14 protein-coding genes and 1 tRNA gene are annotated in these 16,399 nt (G+C 59.1%); 12 read left to right on the top strand and 3 right to left on the bottom strand.

The window, feature by feature from the left end:
* Positions 1–2 precede the first annotated feature (2 nt).
* Positions 3–76 (bottom strand) — tRNA-Cys (locus tag WNY37_RS12045).
* Positions 77–226: 150 nt separating this feature from the next.
* Here WNY37_RS12045 and WNY37_RS12040 point away from each other — a divergent pair.
* The 11 genes from WNY37_RS12040 to WNY37_RS11990 all read left to right on the top strand — a co-directional run bounded on the left by WNY37_RS12040 (position 227) and on the right by WNY37_RS11990 (position 11,498).
* Positions 227–880 carry a protein-L-isoaspartate O-methyltransferase gene (locus WNY37_RS12040; protein ID WP_342973632.1) on the top strand — a complete coding sequence of 218 codons (654 nt, stop codon included), beginning with the start codon at positions 227–229 and terminating at the stop codon, positions 878–880.
* 105 nt (positions 881–985) lie between these two features.
* Entirely contained in the window at positions 986–2,275 is a 1,290-nt protein-coding gene (locus WNY37_RS12035) for a TolC family outer membrane protein (RefSeq protein ID WP_342973631.1), read from the top strand.
* Between the two features lie 107 nt (positions 2,276–2,382).
* The gene (locus WNY37_RS12030; protein WP_342973630.1) at positions 2,383–3,171 is read left to right on the top strand and encodes a DUF2497 domain-containing protein; all 789 of its coding nucleotides are present in this window, start codon (positions 2,383–2,385) and stop codon (positions 3,169–3,171) included.
* A gap of 82 nt (positions 3,172–3,253) precedes the next feature.
* Complete coding sequence (locus WNY37_RS12025; protein ID WP_342973629.1) at positions 3,254–6,139, top strand: valine--tRNA ligase; 2,886 nt, start codon at positions 3,254–3,256, stop codon at positions 6,137–6,139.
* Positions 6,140–6,154: 15 nt separating this feature from the next.
* Positions 6,155–6,295 carry a hypothetical protein gene (locus WNY37_RS12020; RefSeq protein WP_342973628.1) on the top strand — a complete coding sequence of 47 codons (141 nt, stop codon included), beginning with the start codon at positions 6,155–6,157 and terminating at the stop codon, positions 6,293–6,295.
* Between the two features lie 143 nt (positions 6,296–6,438).
* Positions 6,439–6,582 carry a hypothetical protein gene (locus tag WNY37_RS12015; protein ID WP_342973627.1) on the top strand — a complete coding sequence of 48 codons (144 nt, stop codon included), beginning with the start codon at positions 6,439–6,441 and terminating at the stop codon, positions 6,580–6,582.
* A gap of 2 nt (positions 6,583–6,584) precedes the next feature.
* Positions 6,585–7,571: an isoaspartyl peptidase/L-asparaginase gene (locus WNY37_RS12010; protein WP_342973626.1), complete on the top strand. Its 987-nt coding sequence runs from the start codon at positions 6,585–6,587 to the stop codon at positions 7,569–7,571.
* A gap of 66 nt (positions 7,572–7,637) precedes the next feature.
* Positions 7,638–8,579: an aldo/keto reductase gene (locus tag WNY37_RS12005; RefSeq protein ID WP_342973625.1), complete on the top strand. Its 942-nt coding sequence runs from the start codon at positions 7,638–7,640 to the stop codon at positions 8,577–8,579.
* Positions 8,572–9,111 carry a GNAT family N-acetyltransferase gene (locus tag WNY37_RS12000; protein ID WP_342973624.1) on the top strand — a complete coding sequence of 180 codons (540 nt, stop codon included), beginning with the start codon at positions 8,572–8,574 and terminating at the stop codon, positions 9,109–9,111. Before WNY37_RS12005 ends, WNY37_RS12000 begins: the two co-directional genes overlap by 8 nt.
* A 189-nt stretch (positions 9,112–9,300) precedes the next feature.
* Positions 9,301–11,028: a dihydroxy-acid dehydratase gene (gene ilvD / locus WNY37_RS11995; RefSeq protein ID WP_342973623.1), complete on the top strand. Its 1,728-nt coding sequence runs from the start codon at positions 9,301–9,303 to the stop codon at positions 11,026–11,028.
* 86 nt (positions 11,029–11,114) lie between these two features.
* A complete protein-coding gene (locus tag WNY37_RS11990; RefSeq protein WP_342973622.1) occupies positions 11,115–11,498 on the top strand; it encodes a hypothetical protein in 384 nt (127 codons plus the stop codon).
* On the opposite strand, the gene xth is transcribed toward WNY37_RS11990, so the two are convergent.
* Entirely contained in the window at positions 11,495–12,283 is a 789-nt protein-coding gene (gene xth, locus WNY37_RS11985) for an exodeoxyribonuclease III (RefSeq protein ID WP_342974899.1), read from the bottom strand. The genes WNY37_RS11990 and xth overlap by 4 nt on opposite strands.
* Positions 12,284–12,420: 137 nt before the next feature.
* Here xth and WNY37_RS11980 point away from each other — a divergent pair, with 137 nt between their 5' ends.
* Complete coding sequence (locus WNY37_RS11980) at positions 12,421–15,186, top strand: M1 family metallopeptidase (RefSeq protein ID WP_342973621.1); 2,766 nt, start codon at positions 12,421–12,423, stop codon at positions 15,184–15,186.
* Here the strand turns inward: WNY37_RS11980 and WNY37_RS11975 are convergent.
* Entirely contained in the window at positions 15,147–16,355 is a 1,209-nt protein-coding gene (locus tag WNY37_RS11975; RefSeq protein ID WP_342973620.1) for a CaiB/BaiF CoA-transferase family protein, read from the bottom strand. The genes WNY37_RS11980 and WNY37_RS11975 overlap by 40 nt on opposite strands.
* Between the last annotated feature and the right edge of the window lie 44 nt (positions 16,356–16,399).

Genomic DNA, 16,399 nt, shown 5'->3' with positions numbered 1-16,399 from the left:
TCTGGAGGCCCCGCCCGGAATCGAACCGGGGTACACGGATTTGCAATCCGCTGCGTCACCACTCCGCCACAGGGCCGTTCAGAGCAGGGCGATCTGATAGCAGCGTGCCTTGCCGCATGCAATCGAAGAAAGCGGCCTTTCTCACATATGGTCACATTGCCAGTTGGAGCCGGCTAATATATTGCGAGGCTCAAACGAGTCTGAGCCTTGAAGAGGATGCTGCCCCGTGAATTTCGCAAAGATGCGCCAGACCATGGTCGACACTCAGGTCCGCCCGAATGATGTGACGGATCCTGAAATCGTTTCAGCCTTCCTGCATACGCCGCGGGAAGCTTTTGTCCCCAAAGCGGATCAGGCGATTGCCTATGCGGAATACGAGATTGAAACGAGCGAGGGCCGCGCGCTCTGGACGCCGCGCGATCTCGGAAAAATGCTGAAATCTCTCGATCCCCAGCCAAATGATATTGCGCTCGTGATTGGCGCCGGTGCCGGTTACGAAACGGCCCTGCTGGCGCGCATCATCGAGACGGCGATCGCTCTGGAAGATGACGAAACCCTCGTGGATGAAATGTCGGACCGGTTCGGCAAGCTGGGCATCGATCGTGCCGTGGCCGTGCAGGGCAATCTCAGAGACGGGCTGCCGGACCAGGGGCCGTTCGACATCATATTTGTCACGGGCACCGTTGAAGAAGCTCCTGAGGCCTGGTTCAGCCAGTTGGCAGAAGGCGGGCGTCTTGGCGTACCGGTTCCTGTCGGACGGGATCTGGCGCGCGGCCGTGTCTATACACGTGCCGGGGACACGACGTCTTATCGCGATGTCTTCGATGGCTGCCCACCGGAGCTTCCCGGTTTCCGGAAGAAGAAAAGCTTCGCATTCTAGCGGGCCGAGCCCCACTGATTACCTGTCGTTAGCAAAAGAGTGAACAGTGTTCACTTTTTTGAAATTCGTGCCTAGTCTACGTTGAGTGGATGAGGAGGATGCGGGATGAGGCTGACATACCTATTGGCAAGCGTGTCTTCGCTCCTGCTTGTTGGTGCGCCGCCAGCATCTGGCGAGTCGCTTCAGGACGCGCTCGGCGCCGCCTACCTCAACAATCCGGATATTCGCGTTCAGAGAGACGCCGCCGATATCGCTGAAGAGCGGATCAATCAGGCGCGATCTCGCGGCAAGCCGACCGTCAGTGTGTTCGGCAGCTACCTTTATGAGTCGATCGACTCCAGCCGTCCGTTCGCCTTCAACAATGGTGACCGGCCGGTTGCTTCAGCACAGCTTGAGGCTCGTTTTCCCATCTATTCGGGCGGTCGTCTTGGAGCAGGTGTGCGACAGGCCGAAGCCAACGCCTTCGCAGCTGATGCGCAGCTGGACGCGGCGACCCAGTCGCTGATGCTCGACACGATCACTTCGTATGTAGACATCATCCGCGATCGCGCCGTCATCGATATCCGCAATAGCAGCATAGAGCTTCTGGAAGGACAGCTGACCGCTTCGGAAGACAGGTTTGAGGTCGGTGACATCACACGCACTGATGTGGCCTTGTCTGAAGCCCGGCTGGAAGGGGGGCGCGCTCAGCTGGCAGCGGCGGAGGCTCAGCTCGAAGGCAGCCTCGCTTATTATGTTTATCTGACGGGAACCGAGGCCGGAGAGCTGGCGCCAGTCCCACCAGCGCCAGAGCTTCCGGCGACATTCGAACAGGCGCTTGATCAAGCGTTGAATTCCAATCCAGCCATCGAAGCGGCCCGGCACGCGGAGCAGGCCGCGCGCGAAGCCATAAAGTTTGCCAAGGGAAGCCTTCGGCCCGAGCTTGCCGCCATCGCTCAGGCCGGCGTGCAGGAGTACCATACCGATGGTTTCACGGACACGAACTTTGTGGCGGGGGCCCAAGCGAGCGTTCCTCTCTTTACCGGAGGCCTCAACGCCTCGCGCCTGCGCGAAGCCAAGCTCCAGCGCAGTCAGGCGCTGAGTCAGATTGCGTTGAATGAGCGTCTGATCCGGGCCCAGGTCGCTCAGGCCTGGTACGCTCATGAGGCCGCGTCACGTGCAGTTGCAGCGACGGAGCGGCAGGTCGAAGCCGCCGAGATTGCTTATGAAGGCGCTCAGGAAGAATTGAAGGTCGGCTTTCGGACCACGCTGGATGTCCTGGATCAGGAACAGCAATTGCTGGAGGCGCGCCTGGCAGTGGTCACGGCCAAGCGGGACCGGTACGTCGCCGTGCACCAGTTGCTCGCCGCAATGGGACGTCTATCCCCAGAAATGCTGGGCATTGGCATTCGCTAACTGTTCGTTGACGTGCAATCGTCCAGCGAATCCATCATAACACCCTATTAACCGACGCGGTGTAGCCCAGAAGGGCAACATGACAACATACCATTCGGGAGCTGGGAATGGCCGACAAAGCGCAAGCAGAACCGACAATGGAGGAAATCCTCGCCTCCATTCGCAAGATTATCGCTGATGATAGCGACACGGGCGGCGCGACGGCGACGCGTGCAGCCCCGGAACCGAAAGTGGCTGTATCGGTTGGCGAGCCGGATGAGTTCGACGATCTGTCGCTGGATGATGTGCTTGAGGATTCAGACAGCACCGCTGAGGCATTGGCCAGCGACCCGGATGACGAGTTCGAATCGCTTTCTGACGATGACGATCTTCTCACGGACGTCGACGAGGACATGTTCGACAATCTGACCGCCGAATCCATCGAAGAAGAAGCGGTAGAGACCGCAGCTCCGGTTGACCCGGACCTCGAGGATTTCGACTTCGATGCTGTCGATCTGGATGTTTCTGAACCGGTCATCGAGGATACACTGTCGGCGCCCGAAACCGATCTTGAGGAAGAGTTCGTCTCGGTCACCGAAGAAGAAGATGAGCCCGCCGCCGAACCGGCACCAGTCTCTCATAGCGAGGAAACGCACATGTTACGTGGCAAGACTGAAGCGCCAGCCGCACAAAGCGGCGGCATCACCGATGAGCGCATCGCCGGCGCCGCCGCGAGTGCGCTTGGCAAGCTGATGGTCAAGCAATCTACCGAGAGCGGCGACCCGAACACGCTCGAAGGCCTGATGATGGAAATGCTCCGTCCGATGTTGAAAGAGTGGCTCGATGCCAACCTGCCAGCCATCGTCGAGCGCAAGGTGGAAGAAGAAGTCCGCCGTATTGCGCGCATGGCAGGCTAGAACAGCTCACACTCTTTGATATAGAGACGAGGCGCGCCATAACCGGCGCGCCTTTTGTTTATTGTCCTGATGGAATTTGAATATGCTCGACCAACGCTTTGACCCTGCGAGTGCCGAACAGCGCATCTATGAGCGCTGGGAGGAAGCTGGATGCTTCCGTCCCTCCGGCGATACCAGCGCCGAGGCTTATTCCATCGTTATCCCGCCGCCGAACGTCACCGGCGTCCTTCACATGGGCCACGCGCTCAACAACACGCTGCAGGACACGCTGATCCGGTTCGAGCGGATGCGCGGCAAGAATGTGCGCTGGCAGCCGGGCACCGACCATGCCGGTATCGCGACCCAGATGGTGGTTGAGCGCCAGCTCGCTGCAGATGGCAATGAGAGCCGCGCCAGCCTCGGCCGCGAAAAGTTCGTAGACCGCGTCTGGGAATGGAAAGAGAAGTCCGGCGGCCAGATTATCAACCAGCTGAAACGCCTCGGCGCCTCCTGCGACTGGGACAATGAGCGCTTCACTATGGATGAGGGCCTGTCGGACGCGGTGAAGAAGGTCTTCGTGCAGCTCTACGAGGACGGCCTCATCTACCGCGACAAGCGCCTGGTAAACTGGGACCCGCACTTCCAGACGGCGATATCGGACCTCGAGGTCGAGAACCGCGATGTCAAAGGCCACATGTGGCACTTCAAATACCCGCTCCAGGACGGCGAGACCTACACCTATGTCGAGAAGGACGAGGACGGGAACATCACGCTCGAAGAAACCCGCGACTACATCTCCATCGCCACGACACGCCCCGAAACAATGCTCGGCGACGGCGCTGTGGCGGTCCATCCGGATGATGAGCGCTACGCCCCAATTGTCGGCAAGCTGTGCGAGATCCCGGTTGGCCCGAAAGAGCATCGCCGTCTGATCCCGATTATTACGGACGACTATCCGGACCCGGACTTCGGCTCCGGCGCGGTCAAGATTACCGGTGCGCATGACGAGAACGATTATGGCGTCGCGCAGCGCAACAATATCCCGATGTACCGCCTCATGGATGTCGAAGCGCGCATGCGTACGGATGGCCCAAGCTATGAAGAGAGCGCGGCTGCGGCGAAAGAGATCGCGGGCGGTAAATCTGCCACAACAGCTGAGATCGATGCGCTCAACCTCGTTCCGGAAGCCTATCGCGGGCTTGACCGGTATGAGGCCCGCAAACGCGTGGTCGAGGATATCGATGCCGACGGCCTGATGATCGAGATCGAGGACAAGCTGATCACCCAGCCCTTCGGGGACCGCTCCGGCGTCGTGATCGAGCCGATGCTGACGGACCAGTGGTTCGTGAACGCCGAAGAGCTCGCCAAGCCCGCCATTGAGGCGGTGCGCTCCGGCAAGACCAAGTTCGTGCCCGAGAACTGGACCAAGACCTATTACAACTGGATGGAGAACATCCAGCCCTGGTGTATCTCGCGCCAGCTCTGGTGGGGGCATCGGATTCCAGTCTGGTATGGCCCGGATGGCAAACCTTTTGTCGCGGTGTCCAGGGAAGAGGCCGTCGAGCAGGCCAAGTCACACTACCAGCAATTTTATCATGATGAGAACGTGCCAGATGAAATCGTAGAGATTGTCTGCGCGGCATACAAAAGTGACCCCATATGCCTTGAGCAAGACGAAGACGTCCTCGACACTTGGTTCTCTTCCGCCCTCTGGCCGTTCTCGACGCAGGGCTGGCCTGAGAAGACCGAGGATCTGAAAACCTTCTACCCGACCAGTGTGCTCATCACCGCGCATGACATTATCTTCTTTTGGGTCGCCCGGATGATGATGATGGGCCTCAAATTCATGGACGAAATCCCGTTCCACGATGTCTACATCCACGCACTCGTCCTCGACGAGAAGGGCCAGAAGATGTCGAAGTCCAAGGGCAACGCCATGGACCCGCTGGAACTGGTCGATGAGTATGGCGCCGACGCGCTGCGCTTCACCTTCGCCCGCCAGGCCGCCCAGGGCCGCAATATCCGCCTCTCCAACCAGGCCGTCGAAGGCTATCGCAACTTCACCACCAAGCTCTGGAACGCGACCCGCTTCGCTGAGATGAATCAGTGCGAGTTCGGCCACAACCTTCAGCCCGGCGACCTCAAACTCCCACTCAATCGCTGGATCGCCGCAGAGCTCGCCGAGGCCGCAGACGCCGTCACCGCCGCGCTTGAAGCCTACAAGTTCAACGAAGCCGCCGATGCGCTCTACCAGTTTATCTGGAACGTCCTCTGCGACTGGTACATCGAACTGATCAAGCCCGTCATGAACGGCGAGGACGAGGCGGCCAAGGCCGAAACGCGCAAGACATGCGGCTGGGTCATCGACCAGACGCTGAAACTCCTCCATCCGATCACGCCGTTCGTCACAGAAGCGCTTTGGGAACAGACGGAAGACGACGCGCGCAAACGTCCGGGCTTCCTGATGAGGCAGTCCTGGCCAGACTTCAAAGGCGCGTGGGCTGACACAGATGCTGAAGAGGAACTTCAGTGGGTTCTGGATACCATCTCCGAAATTCGCTCGACCCGCTCTGTCCTGAACGTCCCCGCTGGCTCGCAGATTGCGGCCTCCCTTATCGGCGCGTCCGACAAGGTGAAAGGCTGGGCCAGCGAGAACGAAACGGCCATCAAACAGATGGCGCGCCTCTCGGCCTTCGCCATCGCGGATGATAAGCCCGCCGGTGCCGTGACGATCGCCTCTGGTGACGAGACTATCGCCCTCGAAGTCGAGGAATTCATCACGCCTGCCGACGAGATCGCCCGCCTCGACAAGGAGATGGCGAAACTCGACAAGGACATCACCGGCACTGAGAAGAAACTCCAGAACGAGAACTTCGTCTCCAAGGCGCCGCCAGAAATCGTTGAGGAAAATCGCGAACGCGTGGTTGAATGGAAAGCCACGCTTGCCAAGCTCGCCTCTGCGCGCGACCAATTAGCCTCGATTGCCTAGCCAAAGGAGCGCAACATGAATATCTGGATCGTGATTGGCATAATGGCTTTCGTGGTTCTGGACATGATCGTGCTGGCCTGGCTGTTCAAACGCCAGAACCGCAATGCCCAGCCGGGCCTGCGCACGCTGGAAGATGAGCACCGCGACGACAGCTGAAGTTTGAAACGCCGACAAATACCCTGATCCGTCCAATGCGATCAGGTAAAATGAAGCAATGACCCGGAAGATTGTTGCGCGGCCCTTGAAAAACCGCTCGCGGCGCGGGAACACTGAGGCAGGCAATTGATTGGACCCCGCTAATGATCTGGAACATCGCTCTCGGCATCGCCATTTTCGTGCTTATCGATTCCGTCATCCTTCCGAAGTTTTCGCGTCTTCTGGACAAGGCGGAGGCGCGGCTCGAGCCGGCCAGATCTGCTGTTGCTGACAAGAGCAAAGACTAAACGTGATCCGTTCAGTCTTTTGCGCGCTTGCCACAATGGTCACGATTATCCACGCCCCCGCGCATGCCGATGACACACCTGAATGGCGCATCGTCATTCATGGCGGGGCAGGGGTCATCTTGCGCGAGAACCTCTCGGTTGAACGGGAAGCGGCCTACACGGCCGCACTCGAAACCTCGCTCAAGGCAGGCGGCGATGTGCTGGCCTCCGGTGGCAGCGCCGTCGATGCCGTTCAGGCTGCCGTCCTGACCATGGAGGATGATCCGCTGTTCAATGCAGGGCGCGGCGCCGTGATGACAGCTGCCCGCATTCACGAACTTGACGCCTCGATCATGGATGGCCGCGACCGCAATGCCGGCGCTGTCGCAGGCGTCACTCGCGTGCGCAACCCCATCCTTGCCGCCCGCGCCGTGATGGACCAGTCCGAACATGTGATGTTCGCCGGGCCAGGCGCCGACAATTTCGCTGAAACTGCCGGGCTGGAGATGGTCGATAATTCCTATTTCACAACCGAGCGTCGCAGCCAGGCGCTCGACCGTGTGCTCAGGGAGCAGACCCGTACCGACGCAGACCGTCACGGCACCGTCGGCGCCGTTGCGATTGACCGGCAAGGCAACATCGCTGCGGCGACAACGACCGGCGGGATGACCGCAAAGGCGGCCGGCCGGGTCGGCGACTCGCCCATTATCGGCGCTGCGACCTATGCCCAGAACGGTGTCTGCGCCGTCTCTGCGACCGGCCACGGCGAATACTTCATCCGCGTCGGTGTCGCCAAAACCATCTGTTCGCGCGTCGAGCTCGCTGGCGAAACGATCGTGGCGGCAGCAGAAAACGCTCTTGGTCAGGTCGAAACCCTCGGCGGTGACGGGGGTGTCATCGTCATGGGCGGCGAAGGGCAATATGCTTTTGTCTTCAACTCCGCCGGCATGTATCGCGGTATGATGGACGCGAGCGGGACGCTGGAAACGGCAATTTTCGCTGCCGAGTAATTGCCGGTTGGTAACGGTGCGCCAGCACCCTACCTGACTGATGTAACAGTTTCAGGAGATACCATCATGGACATGCGCACTCTCGGCCAACCCGACGCAAAAATTGCCCCGCTTGTCCTGGGCGGAAACGTCTTCGGCTGGACAGCGGACAAAGAGACCAGCTTCGATATTCTGAACGCTTTCCTCGATGGCGGTTTCAATGCGGTTGATACCGCCAATGTCTATTCGCGCTGGATTCCGGGCCATAAGGGCGGCGAGTCCGAAACGGTGATCGGCGAGTGGCTGGCCGCCGACAAGCGCCGCGATGAGCTGTTCCTGATCACCAAGGTCGGCATGGATATGGGTGACGGGAATGTCGGCCTCAAAGCAGATCGGATCATCGAGAATTGCGAGGCGTCGTTAAAGCGTCTGCAGACCGATCATATCGATCTTTATTTCTCTCATGCGCCCGATGAGGACACGCCCATCGAGGAAACGCTTAAGGCGCACCAGAAACTGATTGATCAGGGCAAGGTGCGATTCGTTGGGGCCTCGAATTATGATGCGAAACAGCTCGCCGAAGCGCTCGAAGCGGGTCAGGAAGATGGCCGAGCGTCGTACACCGTCCTGCAGCCGCATCTCAATCTGATGAACCGGGACGATTATGTCGGCGATCTTGAAAACCTATGCCTCAAGAACGGAATTGGCGTCATTCCATATTTCGGGCTCGCCATGGGCTTCTTGACCGGTAAGTACCGCAGCGAAGCCGATCTAGACAAAAGTCCACGCGGCGGCCGAATGAAGGAGTGGCTGACCGATCGCAACTTGGCGCTACTCGACACGATGGAAGAGGTTGCCGAGGCGCATAATGCGACGATGGCGCAGATCGCGCTTGCATGGCTGCTCGAACGTCCGAGCGTAACGGCGCCGATTGCCAGTGCCACCAGTCTCGAGCAACTGGAAGACATTATGGGTGTTGCCGGCATTGGGTTGAGCATCGACGAGGTAAAAAAGCTGAACGATGCCTGACACCGATGCGACCGATCTCGTCGTTCGCGACGCGACACCGGATGACTTGCAGGCCATCGCGGCGCTGTCGCGGAAAACATTCTGTGACAAGTTCGCCCATCTCTACCGCCGAGAGGATCTCGACGCCTTTCTGGAAGAGTCGCACAGCGAGGCTTTCTACAGGCCCCGTCTAGGTCGCGCCGATCTCCTGATCCGGGTCGCCGAAAGCGCTGATGGTGACCTTGGCGCCTACCTCCTTTGCGGGCCGCTCAGCTTGCCGGCAAAAGATCCGGCGCCGGGCGCTGTTGAGCTGAAGCGCCTTTATGTCGATGAGCCTTTGCAGGGGCAGGGGCTCGGGACGCGCTTTGCTGAGGAGGCGTTTGTCTGGGCAAAGGCGCAAGGCGCACCGCAGATGTTCCTTTCCGTCTTCTCCGAAAACCATGGGGCTCAAAGGCTCTATCATCGCATGGGATTTGAGAAGGTGGATGAATTCTGGTTCCCGGTCGGTGAACACAGGGACCTTGAGTACCTGATGTGTTGGACAAGGGCATAATCTTGCTCAAATAGACCACTTAACTGACGATTGTGCGAAAATCGGCCTGGTTTCGGCCTGTCAAATGAAGCTCGAAGGGCAGGATATTTCACAGTTGATCAGGCGGAAATTTCTCCAAACGACTAGCGCCAGCGGCTTTGGCGTCCTATTCAGGCGGCGAGTTCAATTTCCGCCCTGGAGGCCCCCGATATGAGCAAGACCTGGGACAAGTCACGCCTTCCATCCCGTCATGTGACCGAAGGCCCGGCGCGCGCGCCGCACCGCAGCTATTATTACGCAATGGGCCTGTCGACCAAGGACATCAAGAAGCCCTTTGTCGGCGTTGCTTCCTGCTGGAATGAAGCCGCTCCATGCAATACCGCGCTGATGCGCCAGGCCCATGCGGTTTCCGAAGGCGTCAAGGAAGCGGACGGCACCCCGCGCGAGTTTTGCACGATTACCGTCACGGACGGCATCGCCATGGGCCATGAAGGCATGCGCTCATCGCTGGTTTCCCGTGAAGTCATTGCAGATTCTGTCGAACTGACGATGCGCGGCCACGGCTATGACGCGCTCGTCGGCGTCGCTGGCTGTGACAAGTCACTGCCCGGCATGATGATGGCGATGCTCCGCCTCAACGTGCCATCGGTCTTCCTGTATGGCGGCTCCATCATGCCCGGCAAGTTTGAGGGCAAGGACGTCACCGTCCTTGACGTCTTCGAAGCCGTCGGTGCCCACGCCGCTGGCAATAATCAGATGACCGAGGAGAAGCTCCACGCCCTGGAGAAGCTCGCCTGTCCCGGTGACGGCGCTTGCGGCGGCCAATTCACCGCAAATACAATGGCTTGCGTGTCCGAAGCCATTGGTCTTGCGCTGCCGCTGTCTTCAGCTCTTCCTGCGCCGTATACCAATCGCGACGAGTATGCTGTTGAGTCCGGCAAGGCTGTCATGCGCCTCATCGAGAGCGGTCTGCGCCCGCGGGATATCTGCACACGAGAAGCCTTCGAGAACGCTGCGATCGTTGTGGCGGCCACAGGTGGCTCGACCAATGCGGCGCTCCATCTGCCGGCCATGGCAAATGAGTGCGGCGTGAAGTTTGAGCTGAAGGACGTCGCCGAAATCTTCCAGAAGACCCCATACATTGCGTCCCTGAAGCCGGGCGGCGAATATGTCGCCAAGGATTTCGGCGAAGCGGGCGGTGTGCCGATGCTGATGAAGACGCTGCATGAGGAAGGCCTCATTCACGGGGACTGTATGACGGTCACAGGCAAAACCTGGGCCGAAAACCTCGAAGAGGTGACCTGGAACCCAGAGCAGAAGGTCATCTACCCGGCGAGCAAGCCCATCACCAAAACGGGCGGCGTTGTCGGCCTTTGGGGCTCACTTGCGCCAGACGGCGCGATCGTGAAGGTCGCAGGGCTTGAAAAACTTCAGTTCCAGGGACCGGCTCGCGTCTTCGATGGCGAAGAAGCCTGCTTCAAAGCCGTTGAGAACAAGGAGTATGAGGAAGGTGATGTCCTCGTGATCCGTTATGAGGGGGCCAAAGGCGGCCCTGGCATGCGCGAGATGCTGTCGACCACGGCGGCGATTTACGGGCAGGGCATGGGCGACAAGGTCGCGCTGATCACGGATGGTCGATTCTCTGGCGCGACACGCGGCTTCTGCATTGGCCATGTCGGCCCGGAAGCGCAGGAAGGTGGGCCGATCGGCCTGCTCGAGGATGGCGATATCATCACGATCGATGCTGAAAAAGGAACGATCGACGTCCGCCTCTCTCCGGCGGAGATGGCCGACCGCAAGCGTAAGTGGGAGCCCCGCCAGACCCGCTATGGTTCCGGGGCGCTCGCAAAATTCTCGAAACTGGTTGGGCCGGCTCATCTCGGCGCGGTCACGCACGAAGGGTTCGACGGAGAGCGTCACGTTTACGCGGATCTGTAAGGTCCATTGCAGATGCCCAAATGTGGTCCAGAAATGGCCAATCTGTTCAGCAAGGCTTCACGAAACTGAAGTTAGGAGTGTTTTCCATGAAACACCTTCTTTCCTTGCGCTCTGGTGCGGCCATTTCGATTGCCGCGATCGTCTCAGCCGCTTTCACACCGGCTATGGCGTCGGCAAGTTGTTACAGTCAGGGCAAGTCGCTCAATGCCCAGCAGGCCGAGGCGGCTGACCTGAAAACGGAACGCGACGCACTTCTTGTCAGCGTTGAAGATGCAGGAGATGTCTGGGAAGAAGCCGAAGCCACGCGTGGCTGGACGCCTGAACATACCGCAACCGCAGACGCGACCAAAGCGAAATACAATTCGCTAAAGGACGAACTCTACGCGCTTGAAGCCGAGCTGCAGGAGAAAGTTGTCAGTCTGAACGAAGGCGTGGCCGCCTACAATCGCAGCTGCGCGACCAAGAACTAGATCTCGTCGTCTCTCAATGTTGCAATGACCGGTACGTGATCGGACGGTTTCTCGAGCCCGCGTGCCTTCTTGAAAATCTCGACGCCTTCGAGACGGTCCGCAGCTTGGGGTGAGAGCAGCAGATGATCAATGCGAATACCGTGGCCTTTCTGCCATGCCCCGCCCTGATAATCCCAGAATGAATATTCGTGCGCCCGGCCGTCGGCGACGTCGTAGGCCTCCGTCAGACCGAGCCATTTGAGCTTCTGAAAGGCCTGCCTGGTCTTCGGCAGGGCGAGGGCGTCATCGCGCCAGACAGCAATATCCCAGCAGTCCACATCGCGCGGGATCGTGTTGTAATCGCCCCCGAGCACAAATGCCTCTTCCTGTTCGAGGAGTGCTTTTGCGTGGTCTGCCAGCCGGTCCATCCAGGCCAGCTTGTAATCATATTTGTCGCCGGGGGCAGGGTTGCCGTTTGGCAGGTATATTCCGCCAACCCGAACCGGCTGATCGCTGAGCACCAGCGCTTCAATGTAGCGAGATTGGTCATCGCTTTCGTCGCCGGGTAGCCCTTTGCGCACATCCTCTAACGGATGGCGAGAGAGCAGGGCGACGCCATTGTAACTCTTCTGCCCATGCACGGCGCAATTATAGCCTAGCTCCTCAATTTCGAGGTATGGGAAGGCGTCCGTCTCGCACTTGATCTCCTGAAGGCAGATGACATCGCAATCGATCTCTTTCAGCACTTCAAGAACGGTCGGCAAGCGGGCCTTGATCGAATTTACATTCCAGGTGGCGACTCTCATGGCACCCGTATAATCACCAATCACAGTGAGGACCATCTTGCCGCTTCGAAAATCTGCCAAATCGCTTTACGGCTCGCTGTAATAGGTTGGTAGGCTGGAAAACCTGGTCGTAAGAATTACGAATGCGGGAGGGCGATTTGTTCGTTCGGAACTTGTTTGTCATGGTCCTGTCCGGGGCGTTTCTCGCCGCGTGCGGGCCTACGCCGCATCCTGCACAGCCAGACTTGTCCGAATTGTACGAAAGAGCCCCGCGGGGTCAGCTGCCCGACGGCGTTCGGCCTACCGCCTACCGTGTCGACCTGACGCTTGATCCGCGCCAACAGAGATTTGGCGGTTCTGTCACGATGGATGTGGCCTTTGACCAATCGGCGACGGGATTTTGGTTGCATGGGCAAGGCCTTGAAATCAAAGACGTAATCCTCAGCGGGCGTACGCTTGATGAAGACGATGGCTATTGGCGGGACGTTTTGAAGTCAGGCGTTGCCTGGGTCGGATTTCCACGTCGAGTGAGCCCTGGAACGGTGACCGTCAGGGTCGACTACACAGCCCCCTTCGACAAGAATCTTTCCGGACTCTTTCGTGTGGAAGAGCAGGGCGATGCCTATGCGCTTGCCAAATCAGAGAGCATTCAGGCGCGGCGGTTCATGCCGGGTTTTGATGAACCGAAGTACAAGGCGCCTTTCGACATCAGCCTCACGGTGCCGGAAGGCTACGAAGCGATCTCGAATACTCCAATTCTGAGCCGCGACCCGGTCGAGAACGGTCTGGAGCGCGTCACATTCAAACGCACGCGGCCGATGCCGACCTATCTCCTGTCTCTGGCCGTTGGGCCGTTTGACGTGCTGGAGGCACCAGCGCTCGCGCCGAATGCCGTCCGGCGGGCCGTCGTTCCGCTCACCGGTTACACACGCCGCGGAAAGGGAGAAGAGATCGCTTATGCGCTGTCGACCACCGGGGCGATGATCGATTTTTTCGAGAATGCGCTCGGGATTCCGTATCCTTATGAGAAGCTCGATATCATCGCTGCGCCGCAATGGCCGAGTGGTGCCACGGAACTGGCTGCGGCGATCACCTATCGCGAAAGCCGCATCCTGTATGGCCCGTCCAGCGGACCGGCCGCACGCCGCTCGCTGTTGAATATTCATAGTCACGAACTCGCGCATATGTGGTTTGGGGATCTTGTGACCCCGCCCTGGTGGGATGACCTCTGGCTAAAGGAAGCCTTCGCAAGCTGGGCCACCGGTATCGTGCTGTCGGATCTGGAGCCTGATGGCGGGTTTGAGCTCGATGCGATTTCAGAGAGCGTCAGCGCGATGTCACTCGACAGCCTGCAAAGTGCGCGTGCGGTGCGTGAACCCATCACGTTGAATGAGAATATCCGGAACGCCTACGACTCGATTACCTATGACAAGGGGCTAGCCGTCATTGCAATGGTCGACGGCTATTTTGGCGCAGACATATTCCGACCGGCGCTTGGCCGATATATCGAACGGTTTGAGGATGGTATCGCCGACAGCCCGGAGTTTTTCGAAGTTATCGGCCAGGAAACCGATGAACCAGATCTCACAAAAGCCTTCCGGAGCTTCGTCGAACAATCAGGATTGCCTCGAATAGATGCGCAGCTTCAGTGTCTGGAAGATGAAGCGCCGACCATTACTGTTCGTCAAAGCCGCTACAAGCCTCTCGGCAGTCCCATCGAGGAGGAACGCCGATGGACAATTCCGTTTTGTGTCGTCACCGGTGCGGGTGCCGAACGGTCCCGTCAGTGCGCGATGATCGATCGGGAAACAGCGACCATTTCCCTGGACGCGGGCGCGCCGTGTCCGGACTGGATACTCCCGAACGCGGGCGGGACAGGCTATTGGCGATTCAATCTGGAAGCGCCGCAATGGGCAACGCTGGCGGTCAACTTCTCTGAGTTGAGCGGCGCAGAGGCGCTGGTTGCTGTGGACAGTGCGATGGGCGCGTTCAGGGCGGGTGATGCGTCACTCGTATCGGTTATGGCCGTCGTCAACGCAGCTGCTCTGCGGTCCGAGCGCCAGGTGGTTGCCGAAGCCATATCAGCATATGCGACGTTGCTTCAATTCCTGCCAAAGAACAGTGATGCGCGCGCAAGCTATGAGGCGGAAATACAACGCCTGTTCAAGCCTCAGATCGAATTGTTGGCGCAAGCCAGCGACGAGAACGGCCGGATCCTGGCGTCGAAACTGGAATCCTTCGTCGCAAGGTACGGAAACGATGCGGAATTGAGGGCTGGATTCTCCGGGGCAGCACGCTCCTATATTGGTATGCACGTCGAAGACGAGACACGAACGCTGACGAGTGATGATTTCTCGACAGCCCTCGCGATCGCGGTTCAGGATGGTGGGCGACCAGTATATGAAGCGCTTCTGTCTGCGCTGGACGAGATCGATGATCCGATGTTTGAACGGGCTGGCGCCTACGCCATCGGGCAGAACACCGATCCCACGCTCAACGGCGAAATTCTGGAACTGGCCGTTTCAGGAGCGCTGGGAACGCGTGAGGCCTACACGATCGTATCCGGACAAATGGGGCGTGCTGAAACCCGCGCTGAGACATGGATATGGCTGCGTAACAACTTTCCCACCTTTGTAAGGGTCATTCCAGGCCAAAGGCCTCGGGCGACACCCAGACTGGCGTCAGACCTCTGTAGCGCAGAAGCATCGGGTCAGCTCAGTCGGCTGTTCGAGCGATATGGCGATTTGGCGCCGGGGCATGAGCGAGCGCTTGCTGAAGCGCAGGAAAGCATCCAGTTGTGCGTGGCGCTGCGCGATGCAAAGTCCGAAGAAGTTCGTCGATATTTCTCGCTTCTAACGCCTGTCGAGCCTGAGCTGCCGACCGATCAGCTGCCCGAAGATACCACGCCTGATGAGATCAATTGACTGATCTTCTCTTCGCTTTTGCCGAGCGATTCCAGAATTGTACGGGAATGCTCCCCGAACTGTGGTGACGGGCCCTTGGGGCCATCATTCGCGCCGGGAAACCGGACAGGCGAGGCGGGTGACGAAAAGGTTGATCCGTCACCGGCGGATGATGGCACTTGCACGACGCCGCCTGCTGCAAGGACCTGCGGGTCCTTAGCGGCCTCCGCCATGGTCTGTACCGGCGACCATGCGACGGCATGTTTGTCCAGCCGCTCGCCAGCTTCCTGCTTTGTGAGCGCACCGAAGCCAGCATCGAGGACGTCCACGCATTCACGACTATTGGCGCGGCGGCCTTTAGCATTGTTGAATCGTTCGTCATCGATCAGGTCTTCCCGGCCGATGACCTTGCAGATCGGCGCCCAATCCGACTCGCCTTGGCGCGCGACGATGCAGAGCCAGTGGTCGTCGGAGGTCTTGAAGAAGTTCATGATCGGTACCGTCTGCTCATGACGCTCTTTGGTCGACCCAAGCCGCCCAAAGAAGAGCTGGATCGCAAAATCCGAACCCATCGTGAAGAGGGCAGTTCTCAAAAGGGACGCTTCAACCAGGCGCCCGTGTCCGGTTCGCCCGGCTTCTACGAGTGCCGCACAAATGCCTGCAGCCGCAGCAATGCTGGTCGTGTGATCACCAAAAGCTGTTCGGCACGGAAATGGTTCGCTACCTTTCGGGATGGTCGAGCGCGCCACGCCTGAGCGGGCCCAGAAACTCGCAATATCGAAGCCTGGCTTGTCGGCGTCGGGGCCGTCCAGGCCGTAGCCCGTGAGGCTGCAGTATACCAGTTTTGGATTGACCGCTTTCAAGCCCTCATAGTCGAGCCCAGAACGGGCGAGACCACCCGGCCGAACATTGGTCAGGAACACGTCCGCAGTCGCTGCGAGCTCACGGAGCAGGGCGTTTCCTTCGTCAGTGCGGGTATCGATCGCGATCGATTTCTTTCCGCGATTGTCAAAGTCGAAAACCGGGTTGTCCTGGAGGTCGGTGCCGATCGTGCGAAAGAACTTCCGAATGGGGTCGCCGCCGGGTGGTTCGACCTTGATGACCTCTGCGCCCCAGTCGCTCAGAATGCTGCCAGCGCCCGGAGCCGCCATATAAGTTGCGTACTCAATTACGCGCAGTCCTTCGAGCATTGCAGTTTCCTCACTTGTATTGCTGCGGCAATTTCCAGATTGGT

The sequence above is a fragment of the Henriciella sp. AS95 genome (assembly GCF_038900055.1).
Taxonomy (GTDB): domain Bacteria; phylum Pseudomonadota; class Alphaproteobacteria; order Caulobacterales; family Hyphomonadaceae; genus Henriciella.
Note: the sequence above shows the minus strand (reverse complement) of the source record. Positions and strands in the feature narration are given on the sequence as shown.

What these genes read in the sequence shown, in the direction of transcription:
- WNY37_RS12015 (WP_342973627.1), top strand. Translation starts at nt 6,439, where the DNA reads ATGATCTGGAACATCGCTCTCGGCATCGCCATTTTCGTGCTTATCGAT.
- WNY37_RS11975 (WP_342973620.1), bottom strand. Translation starts at nt 16,355, where the DNA reads ATGCTCGAAGGACTGCGCGTAATTGAGTACGCAACTTATATGGCGGCT.
- WNY37_RS12035 (WP_342973631.1), top strand. Translation starts at nt 986, where the DNA reads ATGAGGCTGACATACCTATTGGCAAGCGTGTCTTCGCTCCTGCTTGTT.
- WNY37_RS12000 (WP_342973624.1), top strand. Translation starts at nt 8,572, where the DNA reads ATGCCTGACACCGATGCGACCGATCTCGTCGTTCGCGACGCGACACCG.
- ilvD (WP_342973623.1), top strand. Translation starts at nt 9,301, where the DNA reads ATGAGCAAGACCTGGGACAAGTCACGCCTTCCATCCCGTCATGTGACC.
- WNY37_RS12025 (WP_342973629.1), top strand. Translation starts at nt 3,254, where the DNA reads ATGCTCGACCAACGCTTTGACCCTGCGAGTGCCGAACAGCGCATCTAT.
- WNY37_RS12030 (WP_342973630.1), top strand. Translation starts at nt 2,383, where the DNA reads ATGGCCGACAAAGCGCAAGCAGAACCGACAATGGAGGAAATCCTCGCC.
- WNY37_RS11990 (WP_342973622.1), top strand. Translation starts at nt 11,115, where the DNA reads ATGAAACACCTTCTTTCCTTGCGCTCTGGTGCGGCCATTTCGATTGCC.
- xth (WP_342974899.1), bottom strand. Translation starts at nt 12,283, where the DNA reads ATGAGAGTCGCCACCTGGAATGTAAATTCGATCAAGGCCCGCTTGCCG.
- WNY37_RS12005 (WP_342973625.1), top strand. Translation starts at nt 7,638, where the DNA reads ATGGACATGCGCACTCTCGGCCAACCCGACGCAAAAATTGCCCCGCTT.
- WNY37_RS12020 (WP_342973628.1), top strand. Translation starts at nt 6,155, where the DNA reads ATGAATATCTGGATCGTGATTGGCATAATGGCTTTCGTGGTTCTGGAC.